Raw genomic sequence first — 18,688 nt, forward strand, 5'->3', positions numbered from 1 at the left:
GCGCTGGCGGCCGCCGCGGCCGGCCAGACGGCGTCGCCCGCCCGCGCCCGGACACTGACCCCCAACGACCTCCAGACCGCGCACCTGCGGTCGCCGCTGGGAATCGACGCGACGCGGCCGACGCTGAGCTGGCGGTTCGCCGCCGGGCCGCGCAACGCCTCGCAGACCGCGTACCAGGTCCGCGCGGCGAGCGCGGACACCCGCCTGGACCGCCCCGACCTGTGGGACTCCGGCAAGGTCGCGGGCGGCGCGGTATCCGCGGCCTACGCCGGACGCGACCTCGGCTCGCGGCAGCGGGTGTCGTGGCAGGTCCGGGTGTGGGACGAGCGGGGCCGCGCGTCCGCGTGGAGCGAGCCCGCGCACTTCGAGACGGGCCTGCTCGCCGCGTCCGACTGGACGGCGCGGTGGATCGGGAACCCGGCGTGGTCCGACCCGGAGCCGACCCCGGCGACGGTCGCGTTCACCGCCCGCACCGCCCGGTACGTCCGGCTGAACGTGACGCGGCTCGGCCTTCCGATCAAGGAGGGCTGGCCGTACAAGGTGTCGCGGCTGCAGCTCGCCGAGGTCGAGGTGCGGGACGGCGCGTCCGGCGCCGACGTGGCGCTGCACGCGCCGGTGACGGCGTCGGAGAGCTACACCGTCGCGGGCCAGTGGGAGCCGAAGGCGGTCACCGACGGCTCGCCGACCAGCGACGCCGCGCCGTTCGGTTACACGAGCATGCAGTATCAGGACCAGGACCTCGCCAGCCCGATCTGGCTGCAGATCGACCTCGGCGAGGAGCGGCGGTTCGACCGCCTCCTGCTCTACCCGCGCACCGACGTGATGACCGACGACGGGAAGACGGCCAACTTCCCCGAGGACTTCACCGTCCAGACCTCCACCGACGGCAAGACGTTCGACACCGCCGCCACGGTCAAGGGCCAGCAGGCCCCGCCGCCGCTGCACGCCCAGCCCGAGGCGCTCCCGCTGTTCAAGAAGGAGTTCGACCTCGGCAAGCGGGTGCGGTCCGCGCGGCTGTACGCCACGGCGCTCGGTGTCCTCGACGTCACCGTGAACGGGAGGCCGGTGAGCGATGCCGTCCTCGAACCGCCGTACACCGCGTACAAGCAGCGCATCGTCTACTCGACGTACGACGTGACGCGGCTGCTGCGCCGGGGCGGGAACGCGATCCAGGCCGAGGTCGGCAACGGCATGGCGAACGTCCCGGCCACGCCGGGCCGCTACCAGAAGCTCACCCGCTCCGACGGCAGGCCCGCGTTCCTCGGCCAGCTCGAGATCACCTACACCGACGGATCGCGCGAGGTCGTCGCGTCGGACACGTCGTGGAAGACCGCGCTCGGTGCGACCACGTTCAGCAGCTGGTACGGCGGCGAGGACTTCGACGCCCGCCGCACCCCGGCGGACTGGACGGCCGCCATCCGCCGCGACGCGCCCACCGCGAAGCTCACCGCCCGGGCGGCGCCCCCGATCGAACGGGTCGGCACGTTCCGCACCCGGAAGATCACGCAGCCCAAGGAAGGTGTGTACGTCGTCGACCTCGGGACGAACTTCGCCGGGTGGGCGCAGCTGCGGGTCGGCGGCCCGGCCGGGACGAAGGTGACGATGCGTCCCGGCGAGCTGCTCAACGACGACGGCACCGTCAGCCAGAACACCACCGGCTCGCCGATCTGGGACAGCTACACCCTGTCCGGGAAGGGCACCGAGACCTGGCATCCCCGGTTCTGCTACCACGGCTTCCGGTACGTGCAGCTCGAAGGGCTGCCGTCCGCGCCGGACGACGGCACGGTCACCGGCATCGTGCTGCGCGCCGCCAACGCCACGGCGGGCTCGTTCACCAGCTCGCACGGCCTGCTCAACGACATCCACCGGATCATCGACCGGGCCGTGCAGAGCAACATGTACTCGGTCCTCACCGACTGCCCGCACCGCGAGAAGCTCGGCTGGCTGGAGCAGGCGAACCTCGTCTTCCCGGCCGTCGCCCGCAACTACGACGTGACCGCCTACTACGGCGCCATCGTCCGCGACATCGCCGAGGCGCAGACCGGTGACGGGCTCGTCCCGGACATCGCGCCCGAGTACACGGTGTTCTCCGGCGGCTTCCGGGACGACCCGAACTGGGGCAACGTCATCGTGTTCGCGCCCTGGCAGATGTACCGCGCGTACGGGGACGAGGCGACGCTCCGCACCTACTACCCGAACATGGTCCGCTACGTGGACTACCTGTCGTCCAAGGCGAAGGGGAACCTGCTCGACTACGGCCTCGGCGACTGGATCACCTTCGACAACAGCACCCCGCTCGGCGTCACCGCCACGTTCGGCTACCACCGGGCCGTCACGGCGCTGGCGTCCATCGCCAAGGTCATCGGCAAGGACGACGACGCCGCGAAGTACACCACGCTGGCCGGGGACATCGGCGACGCGTTCAACGGCAAGTACGCGACCGGCGACACCTACGGTTCCGGAAGCCAGGCTTGCGACGCGCTCGCCCTCGACATGGGGATCGTTCCGGCCGCGTCCAAGGACAAGGTGCTCGGCCACCTCGTGCAGAGCATCACCGACAAGGGCTACCACCTCACCGTCGGGGAGATCGCCCTGCCGTCGGTGTTCCGCGTGCTGTCGGCCGCCGGGCGCGACGACGTCATCCACGCCGTCGCCACCCAGACCGGCAACCCCAGCTACGGCTACCAGGTGGTGCACGGCGCGACGTCGCTGACCGAGAACTGGGACGGGCCCACGTCCGGCAACTCGCAGAACCACTTCATGCTCGGCGCGATCGACGAGTGGTTCCACGCCGGGCTCGCCGGGCTGTCGCAGACGGACGACTCGATCGGCTACGCGTCCCTGCTCGTCCGGCCCGCCGTGGTCGGCGACGTCACCCGCGCCGCCGCGACCTACGAGACGCCGCGCGGCCGCGCCGCCGGGTCCTGGCGCCGCACCGGTAAGCGGCTCCACCTCGACGCCACCGTCCCGCCCAACACGACGGCGCGCGTCGAGTTCCCGCTGTTCGGCGGCAAGACCCGGCCGACGGCGCCCAAGGACGCCAAGTGGGTCGGCATCGAGGACGACCGCGCCGTCTTCCAGATCGGCTCCGGCGACTGGACCTTCGAAGGAGCCACGAAATGAGCGAAGCGAACCGGGGGGCGTGGGGAGTCGTCCCCCCACAGGGAGCCCGCATGAGCGACAGCGGGCTGAGCCGGCGGCGGTTCCTCGGTGCGTCGGCGATCGGGGCGACCGGCGCGATCGTCCTCGGGCACGCCGGGACGGCCGCCGCCGCTGCGCCTGCCGGGAAGGGGGTCGCGGCGCGCACGCCGTCCGGGCTGCTGACCTCCCTCCTGCCGGACGGTCTCGGCGTCTCGGCGGCGAAGCCGCGGCTGAGCTGGCAGGTCGCAGACCTCGGCCCCGGGACGAAGCAGACGCACTACCAGGTGCAGTTCGCCACGACCCCGTCGCGGCTGGCCAAGGGCCCGTACCAGTGGGACAGCGGCCGGGTGGCGTCCGCCGCGTCGGTGGCCGTCCCATACGGCGGGCCCGCGCTCGCGGCCGGGACGGCGTACTGGTGGCGGGTCCGGACGTTCGACGGGCACAAGGCGTCGCGCTGGTCGGAGCCGTCGCTGGCCGCGACCGGCCTGGACGGCTGGAAGGCCGAGCCCGTCTGGGTTCCGGCCGCGACCGCGCCCGGCGACGGCGTCCTCAAGGCCCGGGTGCAGATCACCTCGGTCGCGGCGGGCCTGTGGTTCCGCGCGTCCTCGGCGAGCGCCAACTACCTGTGGCAGCTGCGGGCCGGATCGCCGGGCGTGCTGAAGAAGCACGTGTGCGTGAACGGGACGTACCGGGTGCTGGAGGAGAAGGCGCTCGGCGTCCCGATCGAGACGGGCCGCTGGTACGAGGTCACCGTCGAGATGCAGGGCTCGACGTTCACGACCTCGATCGACGGCACGGCCGTCGACACCACGACCGACGCGACGTACGCGACCGGCACGGTCGGGATGCGCAACGGCTCGACCGAGGCGAACCAGTGGGACGCCATCACCTTCACCGCTCCCGACGGCAAGGCCCTCATCAGCGAGGACTTCACCGACGGCCCCGGCACGTTCACCGCCGGGACCGTCTCGGGCGGCGTCCTGACGCTCGGCAAGGGCCAGTCGACGCTGTCGTCGGCGGGCGCGGCGGACGACGACTGGGCGCTGCTGCGCACCGAGTTCACCCCGGCGCGCAAGCCGATCGCCGCCGCCGTCCTGCACGTCGCCGCGCAGTCGCCCACGCCGATCCGGCAGTACCCGGCGAAGATCTGGGTCAACGGCGAGGTCGCCGGGTTCGCGTCCCAGCGCGCCGGAGCGGGCGCGCCGCGCTACCACTCGTTCGACGTCACCGACCTGGTCGAACCCGGGCGCCGCAACGCGCTGGCCGCCCTCGCCTTCACCACCGAGGACAAGCGGTTCGTCGCGCAGCTCGCCGTCACCTACGCCGACGGGACGACCGCCACGTTCGCCAGCGGCGCGTCGTGGAAGGCGCGGCGCCAGGCCGGGATGCTGCGCGACGCGGGAACGATCGGCTCGACCTACTACGTGGGCCCGCAGGAGTACTGGGACCTGCGCAAGGAGCCGGCCGGCTGGACGAGCCCCGGCTTCGACGACTCCGGCTGGGACGCGGTGCAGGTCAAGCCCGCGATCGACGGGCTGGTGCCCGCGCTGGTCGAGCCGGTCCGGCTGCACGACGTCCGGCCCGCGTCGGTACGGAAGGTCGCGTCCGGCACCTGGCTGGTCGACCTCGGCAAGGAGATCGCGGGCGGGTTGCGGCTGTCGGTGCGCGGCAAGGCCGGGCAGACCATCGAGGTCCGGCTCGGCGAGGAGCTGAACGCCGACGGGACCGTGAAGTACGCGCTGCGCGCCGGCGTCACCTACAAGGAGGTCTGGACGCTGCGCGACGGCCGCCAGTCCGCCGAGCACTGGGGCTACCGCGGCTTCCGCTACGCGCAGCTGATCTGCGACGACGACCTCGACCTGTCGGACGCCGCCACCGGCCGCGCCTGGCGCCTCGACTGGCGCGGCTCCGACGCCTCGTTCTCCAGCTCCAGCCCCGATCTCGACCGGGTCTACGAGATGTGCCGGTACTCGATCGAGGCCACGCGCGGCGACTTGTACATCGACACCCCGACCCGGGAACGCGGCCCCTACGAGGGCGACGCGCTGATCAACCAGGCGTCGGAGTACGCGGTGCAGCGGTCGTTCGCGCTGGCCCGCGCGTCCGACTCCTATCTGGCCCGCAACCACACCTGGCCGACCGAGTACAGGCTGATGAACGTGATGTCGGCGTGGCGGGACTACCTGCACACCGGCGACCCCGAGCAGCTGGCCGCCGACTACGACCTCCTCGCGACCAAGCACCTGACGTCCTACATCGGCGACGACGGCCTGGTCCACAAGAAGCCCGGCTCGTCCAGCCAGGACCTCGGCGACCTGGTCGACTGGCCGGTGTCCAACCGCGACGGCTACGTGTTCACCGACGTCAACACGGTCGTGAACGCGTGCCAGTACGCCGCGTTCATCGCGATGGCCGACATCGCGACCGTCCTCGGCAAGACGACCGACGCGGCGATGTGGCGTAAGAAGGGGACAGCGCTCGCGGACGCGATGCGCAAGACGCTGCTGGACGCATCGAACGGCCGGTTCGTGGACGGCGCCGGCACGACCCACAGCGCGCAGCACGCCACCGCGTTCCCCGTCGCGCTCGGCGTCGCCGGTCAGGGCACCGTGCCCGACACGGTCGTCCAGGCGCTGGGGAAGACGCTCGCCGACGGCGGCATGAAGGTCAGCGTCTACGGCGCGCAGTTCCTGCTGGACGCGCTGTTCGCGACCGGCCGGGCCAAGGACGCGATCGGGCTGATGACCGCCACCGGCACGAACTCCTGGCTGCACCTGATGGACGACCTCGGCGCGACCATCGTCGGCGAGGCGTGGGATCCGTCGCTGAAGAGCAACATGACGTTCTCGCACGCCTGGGGTTCGGCGCCCGCCAACGTGATCCCCCGCCATGTGCTCGGCGTGGAGATCACCGCGCCGGGCGCTGCGGAGATCGAGGTGCGCCCCCGGCCCGGCGATCTCACCCGGATCTCCGGCACGGTGCCGACGGTCCGCGGCCCGGTCTCCGTCGCGCTCGACCGCGCGAAGGGCTACCGCCTCGACGTGGACGTGCCGCCGAACACCGCCGCCCGCATCGTCGTGGAACTCGGCGGCACCGACCCCCGGGACGTCCGCGTCACCGGGCCCAACGCCCGCGCCCCCCGCACCTCGAGCCGGGACGCGACCGGACCGCTGCTCACGATCGGCCCGGTCGGCTCCGGCCGCACCACGGTGATCGCGCGCACCTGACCCGCGCGATCGATTCAGGAGGAATGAAGAAAGTGAACGACGACCGTAACGAGCAGGGACCGCGCGGCCTGACCCGCCGGCGCGTGCTGCAGATCGGCACCGCCGCCGCCGCCGTGGCGGCCGCGGCCCCGGCGCTCGGGGGAGAGGCGGTCGCCGGCGCGGCGGCCCGCCCGGGCGCGGGCGGGTTCGCCCGGCCCGGCGCGGCCGTGCGGCCGAGGTTCCGCTGGTGGTGGCAGGACTGGCTGGTCGACCCCGCCGAGATCCGCCGCGAGATCGACCAGATGGCCGACGCCGGGTTCGGCGGCGGCGAGATCTCCGCCGTGCACCACAGCATCAAGGACGCGTCCGTCCTGGACCCGGCGGGCCACGGCTGGGGGACGGCGGCGTGGGTCGCCGGCGTCGAGGCCGCCCTGGACCAGGCCGCCCGGCGCGGCCTGACCGTCGATCTGACGATCGGCCCGGCCTGGCCCGCCGCCCTGCCGACGATCACGCCGGACGACGCCGCCGCCGTCCAGGAGCTGGCCTACGGGTCGGTGACGGTCGCGGGCGGCGCCACGCACGACGGCCCGGTGCCCGAGCCGGTCGCGGCGGCGGCGAAGGGCGTGACGAAGCGGGACCTCGTCGCCGTCCACGCCGTGAAGATCGACACGGCGAACGCCACCCGCAAGGAGACCGGGCTCGACTTCGCCTCCTTCACCGACCTCACCGCGAAGGCGGCGGACGGCCGGATCACCTGGACGGCCCCGGACGGCGGCGACTGGGTGCTGCTCTCCTACTGGCGGCGCGGCAGCGGCCAGCAGCCGGAGGGCGGCCCGCACACCAGCCCCGAGTCCTACGTCGTCGACCACTTCAGCAAGGCGGGCACCCGCGCGGTCACCGCGTTCTGGGAGGCGCGGCTGCTCACCCCGCGCGTCCGCAAGCTGATCGGGAAGGCCGGCGGAACGCTCTTCGAGGACTCGATCGAGCTGGAGACGCCCGCCCTCAACTGGACGCCGGACCTGCCCGCCGAGTTCAAGCGGCGGCGCGGCTACGACCTGATGCCCTACCTGCCGGTGATCGTCCTGAACAAGGAGAACACCGTCCACGCCTACGACGCCGAGCGCACCGCGCACGCCCGGCACGACTTCTGGCTGACGATCTCCGACCTGCTGAACGAGTACCACTTCGAGGCGCTGCGGACGTGGGCGCACTCGATCGGGCTGGAGCTGCGCGCCCAGCCGTACGGGCTGCAGACCGACGCGATCCGGTCCGCGGCGATCCTGGACGTGCCCGAGGGCGAGTCGCTCGGGTTCAAGAACCTGGACGACTACCGCGCGCTCGCCGGAGGCCGCGACATGGCGGGCCGGGAGCTGCTGTCCTGCGAGGCCGGCGCGTACCAGGGCGGCGCCTACAACACCACGTGGGACAAGCTGCTGCGCACGATGGGCGGCGCCTACGCGGCCGGCCTCAACCAGACGGTCTTCCACGGGTTCTCCTATGCGACCGCACCCGGCGCGGCCTGGCCCGGGTTCGCGGCGTTCACCCCGTACAACGGCGGCATCGGTTTCGCCGAGTCGTGGGGGCCGCGCCAGCCGACCTGGCGGCACGTCCCCGACATCGCCGCGTACCTCGGGCGCGTCCACCAGACGATGCGCGCCGGCACGAGCCGCATCGACGTCGCGGTGTTCCGGCAGAAGGGGTACACCAAGACCGGCATCGGCGTCGGCTGGTTCACCAAGTACGGCGTCCCGCTCGGCTGGACGCACCAGATGATCAGCGCGCCGCTGCTGGACCTGCCGTCCGCGAAGGTCCGGGACGGGCGGCTCGCCCCCGACGGCCCCGCCTACCAGGCGCTGTTCGTCGAGGGCGACCGCTTCAACGGCAACGCGTGCACGCTCCCGCTCGCCAGCGCCCGCACGATGCTGAAGTTCGCCAAGGCGGGCCTGCCGCTGGTGTTCCTGGGCGACTGGTCGGCCGCGACGGTCCCGGGCATCGCGAAAGACGGTGAGAACGACGCGCTCCGCGCCGTCCTCAAGGAGATGTTCGCGCTACCACGCGTGAAGAACGTCGCGGCGGAGACCGACGTGCAGGGCGCGCTCGACGCCCTCGGCCTGCGCCCGGAGGTGAGCTACGCGCAGAGCTCGACGCTGCTCAACGCCCACCGGCGCGACGGCCGCGTCGACTACTTCTACCTGTGCGACGGCAAGCACGCCGAGACGGTGAAGCCGCCGGTCGCCGCGATCGACCACGAGGTCACCTTCACCCGCGCCGACCGCAAGGCCGTCCCGTACCGGCTGGACCTGTGGACGGGCGAGACCGAGCCCGTCGCCGTCTACAAGGAGGACGGCGACGGCGTGACGGTCCGCGTCGCGCTCCAGCCGTCCGAGGCCACCGTGATCATGCTGGCGCGCGGCGGGCACCACCCGTCCGCCACCGCCTCGCAGGCCGAGGTCCGGGTGGACGGGCAGCGGCTCGTCGCCCGCGCCACCACCGCCGGCACCTACGCCACGACCCTCGCGGGCGGGCGCACGGTCACGACCACCATCGGCGCCGTCCCCGCCGCGCAGACCCTCACGGCCTGGCGGCTGAGCGTCGAGGACATCACCCCGGACGGCACGAAGCGCCACGACCTGACGCTCGACGCCCTCAAGGCCTGGCCCGACATCCCCGAACTCGCCGACGTCTCCGGCATCGGCACCTACACCACCACGGTGACCTGGGACGGCGGCGCCGGCGCCGTCCTGGACCTGGGCGAGGTCTTCGACACCTGCCGGGTGTCGGTGAACGGCCGCCGCGTCCCGCCGGTCAGCGTGCTGTACCCGACCGTGGACATCGGCCCCTATCTGCGGCGCGGCAGCAACACCATCGAGGTCGAGGTCGCCACGACGCTGAACAACCGGCTGCGGGTGTCCGACCCCGGTGTCTACGGCGGCGCGTCGCGCCAGGCGTACGGGCTGATCGGGCCGGTCCGGCTCGTCCCGTACGGCGAGGCGGTGGTCCCCGCCCGCTGAGCCCGCCCCCGAGAACGAGTGCGGGAGGGCGTTGGCCCGCCCTCCCGCACATGAATCCCCTTCAACCCCGTCCTGCTCACGGAACGGAATCCGAGGAACCCATGCACCACAGCGTATCCAGGCGGCGCATCGCCGCTCTGACCTTGGGAATGTCCGCCCTGCTGGCGGCGCAGGCCGTCCCGGCGTCGGCGGCCCCCGGCCAGGGGAGCGGCCACGGCTCGGCGCCGTGGAAGCGGTACAACCTGTCGCCGTCGTCCCGGACGGTCCGCCCGGTCGCGGTCTACAACACCAGTGGCGACGTCAAGAACCCGGACGCCGTGCTCAAGGGGCGCAAGACCACCCTCAGCGGCGCCGGGTCGTACGTCACGCTCGACTTCGGCAAGGAGGTCGGCGGCCTCACCACCCTGCACTTCGCCGGATCGGACGGCGCGCAGCAGGTCGGGCTGGCGTTCAACGAGTCGTCCACCTACGTCGCCATCGACAGCGACGCCTCCACCGGCGGCCCGCGCAGCCGCGACGGCGCCCTCACCGCCGACGTGGACGGCCGCACGACCTACACCACGCCCGAGAAGTACCTGCGCGGCGGCTTCCGCTACCTGACGATCTTCATGCAGTCCGGCGGCAGCGTCGACCTCGACGAGGTGTCGCTGTACTACACGCCCGCACCGCAGGTGAAGGACCCGTCGAAGTACGCGAACTACTTCTACTCCAGCGACGACCTGCTGAACCGGATCTGGTACGCGGGCGCCTACACCGTCCAGCTGAACACGATCTCGCCGAAGACCGGCCGCGTCTGGGAGGCGCCGGCGCAGCTGTGGGACAACACCGGTGACATCGGCTCTGGCACGTCCATCCTCGTGGACGGCGCCAAGCGCGACCGGACGGTCTGGCCCGGCGACCTCGGCGTCGAGATCCCGAGCGCGTACGCGGCGTTCGACGACACCGCGTCCGCGCGCAACTCGCTCGACGTCATCTACCAGCACCAGCGCGACACCGGCGAGCTGCCGTACGCCGGCCCCGAGCTGAACAAGTACGGCTCGGACACCTACCACCTGTGGACCCTCGCCGCGAGCTGGGACTACTACAAGTACACCGGCGACGCGCGCTGGGTCTCCGGGATCTGGGACCAGTACAAGAAGGCCGTCGACTACACCTCCGCGAAGATGGACGCGAAGGGCCTGCTGTCGATCACCGGCACGTCCGACTCCGTCCGGATCCTGGCCAAGGGCGAGAACCTCATCGCGAACGTGCTGCTGTGGCGCGTCCTCGACACCGGGGCGCAGCTCGCCCGCACCCAGGGCGACGAGGACCTCGCGGCCTCCTACGCGCAGCGTGCCGCCGCGCTGCGCACCGCCATCAACGCCAACTTCTGGGACGATGCCGCCGGCGCGTACAAGTTCTACCCCACCAACGCGATCCACCCGCAGGACGGCAACTCGCTCGCCGTCTGGTACGGCCTCGCCGACCAGGCGCAGGCCCGCCGCATCAGCGCCGAGCTGAAGGGCAACTGGAACGAGGTCGCCTCCACCGCGCCCGAGAACAAGGGCAACCCGGGCGTCTTCTCCGGGTCGATGGAGGTCAACGCGCACTTCGCCGCCGGAGGCCAGGCCGCCGACCAGGCCGGGGTCGACATCATCCGCCGCGAGTGGGGCTACATGCTGAGCAACCCGCAGGGGACCGGCAGCACCTTCTGGGAGTCCTACCGCAACCCCGGCGACGGCTGCGTCTTCTGCAGCGCGTACACCAGCCTCGCGCACGCCTGGGCCACCGGCCCCGTCACCGCGCTGACCTTCGGAGTCCTCGGGCTGAACCCGACCGGTACGGGCGGGCGCTCGTTCGACTTCGTCCCGCACACCGCCGACCTCACCTTCGCCCAGGGCCGCATCACCACGACGGTCGGCGCCGTCGACGGCTCCTGGAAGGTGTCCAAGGGCGCCTACAGCGCCAAGCTGAAGGCGCCGCGCGCCGCGACCGGACGCGCCGGCGTGCCCACGTTCGACCAGCGGATCAAGGTCAGGGTCGACGGGCACCTCGTGTGGGACGGCACCCGGGCGCTGATGAAGGGCGTCCGCACCGACGGCGAGTACGTCTACGTCGACGGCCTGCACGGCAACCACACCCTCCGGAGCGAGCGGGCATGACCGGCGCCCTGAATCGCAGGGCGTTCCTCGGCACGGCGGGCGCCGCTTCGGCGGCGCTCGCCCTCCCCGCCCTGCCCGCACCGTCCGCACGCGCCGGGACCGTCGGCGTCTCACCGAAGCCGGTGCTGGCGCCGTTCCCGCTTTCGGCCGTCACGCTGCTGGACGGCCCGCTGCACGCGAACATGGCCCGGACCTGCAGTTACCTGAAGTTCATCGACGCCGACCGGCTCCTGCACACCTTCCGGCTGACCGCGGGCCTGCCGTCGTCGGCGCAGCCGTGCGGCGGCTGGGAGGCGCCGGACGTCCAGCTGCGCGGCCACTCCACCGGGCACCTGCTGTCGGCACTGGCCCAGGCGCACGCGAACACCGGCGACGACGCGTACGCGGCCAAGGCCCGGTACATCGTCGGCGAGCTGGCGAAATGCCAGGCCGCGTCGCCGTCGGCCGGGTTCGGCGCCGGGTACCTGTCGGCGTTCGAGGAGACGGTCTTCGACCAGCTGGAGGCGGGCGGCCACCCCTGGGCGCCGTACTACACCCTCCACAAGATCATGGCCGGGCTGCTGGACCAGTACCGGCTGAGCGGCAACGCGCAGGCCCTGACCGTGCTCAAGGGCATGGCCTCGTGGGCCGGGGCGCGCACCGCCAAGCTGACCACCGACCAGATGCAGAAGGCGCTGGGCGTCGAGTTCGGCGGCATGAACGACGTGCTCGCCGAGCTGTACCAGGTCACCGGCGATCCGGAGCATCTGGCGACGGCCCGCCGCTTCGACCACGAGGACGTCTACGGGCCGCTCGCCGAGCGCCGCGACGCCCTCGACGGCCTGCACGCCAACACCCAGATCCCCAAGATCGTCGGCGCGTTGCGCGAGTACGAGGCGACCGGCGAGACCCGCTACCACGACATCGCCGCCTATTTCTGGGACACGGTCGTCCACCACCATTCCTACGTGATCGGCGGGAACAGCAACAACGAGCTGTTCGCCCCGCCCGGCGAGATCGCCAGCCGGCTCGGGTCCGACACCTGCGAGAACTGCAACTCCTACAACATGCTGAAGCTCTCGCGGCTGCTGTTCCTGCACGACCCGTCCGAGTCCGCCTACATGGACTACTACGAGTGGACGCTGCTCAACCAGATGCTGGGCGAGCAGGACCTCGGCTCCGAGCACGGCTTCGTCACCTACTACACCGGCCTGTGGCCCGGCTCGCAGCGCGAGGTCAAGGGCGGGCTGAAGGCGGCGCCGGGCAGCTACAGCTCCGACTACGACAATTTCTCCTGCGACCACGGAACGGGAATGGAGACGGCGACGAAATTCGCCGACAGCATCTATTTCCATTCCGGTGACGAGCTCTACGTCAACCTGTTCATCCCGTCCGAGGTGACGTGGAAGGAGCGCGGGATCGGCATCCGCCAGGAGACCGGATATCCGCGTTCCGACCGGATCCGGCTGGCGGTGACGTCCGGCTCGTCGCGGTTCACGCTGAAGATCCGCGTGCCCGGCTGGCTGGACGCGCGGGGTGCCCGTCCCCGGATCCGGGTGAACGGCGCCGCCGTCCCGGTGAAGGCCCGTCCGGGCTCGTACGCGGCGATCGAGCGGCACTGGAAGCGCGGCGACACCGTCGAGGTCGCGATGCCGATGGCGCCCGTCTGGCGGAAGGCGCCCGACAACCCGTGCGTGCAGGCCGTCACCGTCGGCCCGGTCGTGCTGGCGGGGGAGTACGGCGACCGGACGCTCAACGCGTTCCCGGCGATCGACCCGCGCTCGCTGCGCGCCGACCGCCGGACGCCGCTGGCCTACACCGCGTCGGCGGACGGCGCGCCCGTGAAGCTGAAGCCGTTCGCCGAGGTCCAGCACGAGCGCTACACCGTCTACTGGGAGACGCCCGCGCCGCGTCACCAGCCTGCGCTGCTGGCGCACTTCCCGCTCACCGGCCGGAGCCTGGCCGACGCGACGGGCCGGTGGCCGGACGCGTCGCTGGCGTCCGGGGCATCGTGGGCGGACGACGGCGGCGCGGTCGTGCTCGACGGGACGGGCGGCCACGTCGCGCTGCCCGCCGGCCTGCTCGCCGGGCTCGACGCGCTGACCGTCTCCGTCTGGCTGAACCTCGACACGGTCGCCAACAACACGCGGGTGTTCGACCTCGGGTTCAACAAGACGACGTACTTCGCCGTCATCGCCCGGACCGGGTCGGCCAAGGCCCGGTTCACCATGAAGATCACCGGCATGGACGGCGAGGACTACGCCGACGCGGCGTCCGCCCTCCCGGCCGGCGCCTGGACCCACCTCGCCGTCACGGCCGGGGACGGATCGGCCGTCCTGTACGTCGACGGCGTTCCGGTGGGCCGCAACGACGGCCTCGTCATGAGCCCGCTCGCCCTGGGCGCCACCACGCACAACTACCTCGGCCGCTCCCAGGACACCCGCAACCCGGCCATGGACGGCCGGGTCACCGGCTTCCGCCTCCACAACCACGTCCTGTCGGCCGCCGATATCGCCTCCCTGCACGCGCAGGGTCGTTCCTAGGAGAATCCCCCTTGCGCAAGCCGATCCGCGGCCTCGCGGCCGCAGCGGTGACCGTCGTCCTGCCGCTGACCCTCCTCGTCCCGCCCGCGCACGCCGACGCCCGCGCGGGCGCCACCGGCCTGCGGGCCGACGACCTGTCCCAGGCCCTCGGCATCGACGACACCACCCCGCCCCTCACCTGGCAGCTCGGCGGCGGCCGGAACACCGCCCAGACCGCCTACCAGATCCAGGCCGCCACCAGCGAGAAGGCGCTGCACCGCGGCCGGCCCGACCTGTGGGACTCCGGCCGCGTCGCCTCCGCCGCCCAGCGCGCCGACTACGCCGGAAAGAAGCTCGGCAGCCGCACCCGCGTGTACTGGCGCGTCCGCGTGTGGACGGGCCCGAAGGCGTCCGGCTGGTCGTCGGCGTCCTGGTTCGAGACCGGCCTCACCGCCCAGAGCGACTGGCAGGGCCGCTGGATCGGCCAGAAGGACTGGCAGACCAGCACCAAGAAGCCCGACCCGATCGTGGTGAAGCTGCCGAAGACCACCGCCCGGTACGTCCGCCTCGACGTCACCAAGCTCGGACTGCCCCTGGTCGAGCAGGTTCCGGACGAGACGTACCGGCTGCAGCTCGCCGAAATGGAGGTCCGCGACTCCGGCGACCCCGGTACGAACCTGGCGTCGGGCAGGACCGTCACCGCGTCCGACAACGGTGGCAACGTCAACCGCAAGTGGGGCACCCGCTACCTCACCGACGGGACGGAGACGACGAACCAGGAGTTCGCCGGATGGTCCAGCTCCGCCTTCACCAAGGCGGACGTGTCGGACAATCCGCTGACGCTGACGGTCGACCTCAAGGAGGCCAAGGCGTTCGACGAGGTCCTCCTCTTCCCGCGCACCGACCAGCCCGCCGAAGATGGCAAGGTCCCGTACGCGCCCGCCGACTTCACCGTCGGCACGTCCGACGCCGCCGACGGGACGTTCGAGAACAAGGCGTCCGTCACCGGGCAGGCGCCGCCGGAGTCGCCGATCCCCGAGGCGCTGCCGATCTTCGCCAAGGACTTCTCGCTGCCGCGCGGCGTCCGCGACGCCCGCCTCTACGTCGCCGGCCTCGGCGTCTACGAGGCGCGGCTGAACGGCCGCCGCATCGGCGACGCCGAACTCGAACCCGCGAACACCGCCTACGCCAAGCGCGTCCAGTACGCCACCTACGACGTCACGAAGATGCTGCGGGCCGGCGGCAACACGCTCGGCGTCGAACTCGGCAACGGCAACGCCAACGTGATCTCCACGCCCGACCGGTACCGCAAGTTCTCCGGCACGATCAGCGACCCCAAGCTGATGGCGCAACTGGAGGTCACCCTCGCCAACGGCCAGGTCATGCGGGTGTCCAGCGACGGGACGTGGAAGACCGTCCTCGGGCCCGTCACCTCCTCCAACTGGTACGGCGGCGAGGACCACGACGCCCGCCGCGAACGGCCCGGCTGGGACCGGCCCGGCGCGTCCCGCTCCGGCTGGGAGCAGGCCGTCCAGGTCTCCGCGCCCGGCGCGCTCAGCGGGCGCGAGGCCGAACCCGTCCGCGTCGTCGAGACCCTGCCCGGCAAGCAGGCCGGCTCCGGCGACGGCTACCGGGTGTTCGACGTCGGCCGGGTCGTCGCCGGACGTCCCGAGATCACCGTGACCGCGCCCGCCGGCACCTCCGTGCGCGTCTACCCGTCCGAGAGCCTCAAGGACGGCCGCGCCAACCAGTCGATCAGCAACGTCGGCACGCCGATCTGGGACCAGTACACGACCCGCACCTCCGGCGCCGAGACCTGGCACCCGCAGTTCTCCTACCACTCGTTCCGGTACCTGGAGGTGCGCGGGCTGCCCGCCGGCGCGACGATCACCGTCCGCGGCCAGGCGCTGCGCAACGACACCGCGTCCGCCGGCACGTTCAGCTCGTCCAACGAGCTCATCGACGGCATCCACGGCCTCGTCCGCCGCGCCATCGAGAACAACATGCAGAGCATCCTCACCGACTGCCCGAGCCGCGAGAAGCTCGGCTGGCTCGAACAGGACCACCTCGTCGGCGACGCCCTCGCCGCCAACTACGACGTGCACGCGCTGCTGCGCAAGGTCGTCCAGGACATGGCGGACGCGCAGACCGACACCGGGCTCATCCCGTCCACCGTGCCGGACTACACCGTCCTCGCCGGCGCCTACCGCGACGACCCCAACTGGGGCGGCGCGTTCGTCGTCGTCCCGTGGCAGCTGTACCAGAACTACGGCGACACCGAGACGATGCGGACCTACTACGCGCAGATGAAGAAGTACTCCGCGTACCTGGAGGCCCGCGCGGCCGACGGTCTGACCGACTACAGCCTCGGCGACTGGTTCACCCCCGACCGGACGTTCCCGAAGATGGTGTCGGGCACCTACGGCTACTGGCGCGTCAACGACACCCTCGCCAAGATCGCCGGCGTCCTCGGCAACACCGCCGACGCCACCGCCTACAGGGCCAAGGCGGACCAGAGCGTCAAGTCGCTGACCGCCAAGTACTACGACGCCTCGACCGGCACCTTCGCGGGCGGCGGCCAGGGCGCCGAGGCCCTCGCCCTCGACATGGGCGCGGTGCCCTCGTCCGACCGGCAGAAGCTGCTCGACCACCTGGTCTCCACCGTGAAGAACGCCGGCTACCACCTGCAGCTGGGCGAGATCTCGCTGCCGTCGGCCTTCCGCGTCCTGCCCGACGACGTCGTCTACCAGATCGCCACGCAGACCGACAGCCCGAGCTACGGCTACCAGGTCGTGCACGGCAACACCGCGCTCGGCGAGTCCTGGGACGGCGGCAGCGGCCAGTCGCAGGACCACTTCATGCTCGGCTCGATCGACTCGTGGTTCACCTCCCGCCTCGGCGGGATCCGCCAGGCCGCCGACTCCACCGGCTACCGGAACCTGGTCATCGACCCGGCCATCGTCGGCGACCTGACCCGCGCCACCGCGACCCGGCAGACCCCGTACGGCGAGGCCCGATCGTCCTGGACGCGCGACGGCGGCAAGGTCACGCTGACCGTCACCGTCCCGGCCGGCGGCACCGCAGAAGTCCACGTCCCCGGCGCCGCCAAGCCCACCACGGTCGGCTCTGGCACCTGGACCTTCCACGGCACCACCACCACCTGAGCAACCCGGCCCGCCCTCCGATCACCTACCGGAGGGCGGGCCCGGCGCCTCGACGGGCGGCGGCAGTAGTGAGTAGACGGCCCGGTGCGCGTTGAAATGCGCCAGGTGGTAGAGGCGCCCGTCCTTGCGCAGTTCCATCGGCGGCGGGTCGCTCACCTCCCCGAGGTCACGCGGGTAGTCGAGCTCATGGTTCTGCGCGGGGAGCGTCCTTCGGCTCCACCAGGCCACGGCCTTCTCCGCCTCCTCACGGCCCTCCCAGAACCTGACCCCGCCGCCCGGCGCGCCCGGTGCGGTCAGCACGCGCATGAGCGCCGGGTTGTAGACCCCTCTGACCCGGAAGTTCTCCATGTGGCGGCGCGGGACCACCATCCGCACGTATCCGCCGCGCCTGCCGCGGTGCCTGCCCGCCACCAGGAGACTCTCGCCGCCGTCGCCCCACTGCGGCGGCAGCACCCACAGCTTCGTCCCGCCGGAGAAGTGCCGCAGCCCGTACCGGACGTTCAGGCCGCCTTCACCGGACTCCGTTTCCCGCGCCACGTTCGCGACCACGCAGAAGCCGAGCAGTTCACTCACGGGCCCAGGATTCGCCGGGACACGCCACCGCCGCAACGGGTTTGCGGCAGGGGCAGCGGCGCTCGACGACCGGGGCGCGGTCGGCGACCTGGACGCTGAGCTGCGCCGTCGAGGTCACGACGGTGCCGACCGGGGCCTGGGCGAGCGACGCGTTGGTGACGACGGTTCGCCGGCCGAGGTACACGTGCGGCCGGCGGCCACGGCCTTGCCGACGGTCCGGACGCCCGGGATCGCGGCCTTCGGCCCGGTGCCGAGGTGGGAGTACAGGTGCCGGTACATCCCCGCGGGATCGGCGGGCAGGCGGCTCAGGTACGCGTAGTCGGCAGCCATTCCGATGAAGGAGGCGTCATCGGCCTCGGCCCGGCTCGTCTCGCTCATGGTGGGGGCCTCTCGGCTCTGGGTCGGGGCGCCCCTTGTTGCCCGCCCGCGGCCGATCGGTTCTCGGTCAGCGGCCGGTGGAGCCGTCCAGGTGTTCGCGGAGGATGTCGGCGTGGCCGGCGTGGCGGGCGGTCTCCTCGATCATGTGCACCAGGAGCCAGCGCATGGACGGCGGCGGCGTCTCGCGCAGCGAGCGGGCGCCCGGACGGTCCAGGTCCGGGCATGCGGCGGCGATCGCGTCCGAGCGTTCGGCGGCCGCGCGGTAGCCGGCGACGATGTCCGCGGCCGTCTCGCCTGGCAGCGGCGGCTCGCCGTCGTCCAGCAGTGGCGTGTCGGCGCCCTCGTACGCCCACACGAACCAGTTCAGCTCCGTGCGGGTGAGGTGCTTGACCAGGCCGAGCAGGCTCGTGCCGGACGGGACGCCCGGCGTGCGCGCCGCCTCCTCCGGCACGCCGGACGCCTTGGCCACCACGGCGTCCCGCAGGTAGTGCAGGAATGTCAGCAGGGTCGTCCGCTCGTCGGCGTTCAGGCTCGGTGGACGCAGGTCCCCACGTGGTTCGTTCATCGCACCAC

General features: G+C 72.2%; 9 protein-coding genes. 6 read left to right on the forward strand and 3 right to left on the reverse strand.

Translation table 11 applies throughout. The annotated features are described in order from the left end of the window. From ABD296_RS26090 to ABD296_RS26115, 6 genes are all read left to right on the forward strand, one after another. Positions 1-3,123 (forward strand): family 78 glycoside hydrolase catalytic domain (locus ABD296_RS26090; RefSeq protein WP_344272294.1); only part of this gene is annotated, 3,123 nt, incomplete at its 5' end. A gap of 50 nt (positions 3,124-3,173) precedes the next feature. Beyond that, complete coding sequence (locus ABD296_RS26095; RefSeq protein WP_344272297.1) at positions 3,174-6,368, forward strand: family 78 glycoside hydrolase catalytic domain; 3,195 nt, start codon at positions 3,174-3,176, stop codon at positions 6,366-6,368. A gap of 32 nt (positions 6,369-6,400) precedes the next feature. Continuing rightward, positions 6,401-9,358 (forward strand): glycosyl hydrolase, encoded by a 2,958-nt coding sequence (locus ABD296_RS26100; protein ID WP_344272300.1) that lies wholly within the window; start codon positions 6,401-6,403, stop codon positions 9,356-9,358. 149 nt (positions 9,359-9,507) lie between these two features. Then, entirely contained in the window at positions 9,508-11,499 is a 1,992-nt protein-coding gene (locus tag ABD296_RS26105; protein WP_344272303.1) for an alpha-L-rhamnosidase-related protein, read from the forward strand. Then, positions 11,496-14,021: a glycoside hydrolase family 127 protein gene (locus ABD296_RS26110; protein ID WP_344272306.1), complete on the forward strand. Its 2,526-nt coding sequence runs from the start codon at positions 11,496-11,498 to the stop codon at positions 14,019-14,021. Before ABD296_RS26105 ends, ABD296_RS26110 begins: the two co-directional genes overlap by 4 nt. Before the next feature lie 11 nt (positions 14,022-14,032). After that, positions 14,033-17,164 (forward strand): family 78 glycoside hydrolase catalytic domain, encoded by a 3,132-nt coding sequence (locus tag ABD296_RS26115; protein WP_344272309.1) that lies wholly within the window; start codon positions 14,033-14,035, stop codon positions 17,162-17,164. 21 nt (positions 17,165-17,185) lie between these two features. Here ABD296_RS26115 and ABD296_RS26120 read toward each other — a convergent pair whose 3' ends face one another. The 3 genes from ABD296_RS26120 to ABD296_RS26130 all read right to left on the reverse strand — a co-directional run bounded on the left by ABD296_RS26120 (position 17,186) and on the right by ABD296_RS26130 (position 18,680). Next, complete coding sequence (locus ABD296_RS26120) at positions 17,186-17,737, reverse strand: hypothetical protein (protein ID WP_344272312.1); 552 nt, start codon at positions 17,735-17,737, stop codon at positions 17,186-17,188. Positions 17,738-17,851: 114 nt separating this feature from the next. Then, the gene (locus ABD296_RS26125) at positions 17,852-18,115 is read right to left on the reverse strand and encodes a hypothetical protein (RefSeq protein WP_344272315.1); all 264 of its coding nucleotides are present in this window, start codon (positions 18,113-18,115) and stop codon (positions 17,852-17,854) included. Positions 18,116-18,182: 67 nt separating this feature from the next. Beyond that, the gene (locus ABD296_RS26130; RefSeq protein WP_344272318.1) at positions 18,183-18,680 is read right to left on the reverse strand and encodes a DinB family protein; all 498 of its coding nucleotides are present in this window, start codon (positions 18,678-18,680) and stop codon (positions 18,183-18,185) included. Positions 18,681-18,688 lie beyond the last annotated feature (8 nt).

The organism is Actinomadura napierensis (assembly GCF_039529375.1).
GTDB lineage: Bacteria > Actinomycetota > Actinomycetes > Streptosporangiales > Streptosporangiaceae > Spirillospora > Spirillospora napierensis.

What these genes read in the sequence shown, in the direction of transcription:
- ABD296_RS26095 (WP_344272297.1), top strand. Translation starts at nt 3,174, where the DNA reads ATGAGCGACAGCGGGCTGAGCCGGCGGCGGTTCCTCGGTGCGTCGGCG.
- ABD296_RS26105 (WP_344272303.1), top strand. Translation starts at nt 9,508, where the DNA reads ATGTCCGCCCTGCTGGCGGCGCAGGCCGTCCCGGCGTCGGCGGCCCCC.
- ABD296_RS26110 (WP_344272306.1), top strand. Translation starts at nt 11,496, where the DNA reads ATGACCGGCGCCCTGAATCGCAGGGCGTTCCTCGGCACGGCGGGCGCC.
- ABD296_RS26125 (WP_344272315.1), bottom strand. Translation starts at nt 18,115, where the DNA reads ATGAGCGAGACGAGCCGGGCCGAGGCCGATGACGCCTCCTTCATCGGA.
- ABD296_RS26130 (WP_344272318.1), bottom strand. Translation starts at nt 18,680, where the DNA reads ATGAACGAACCACGTGGGGACCTGCGTCCACCGAGCCTGAACGCCGAC.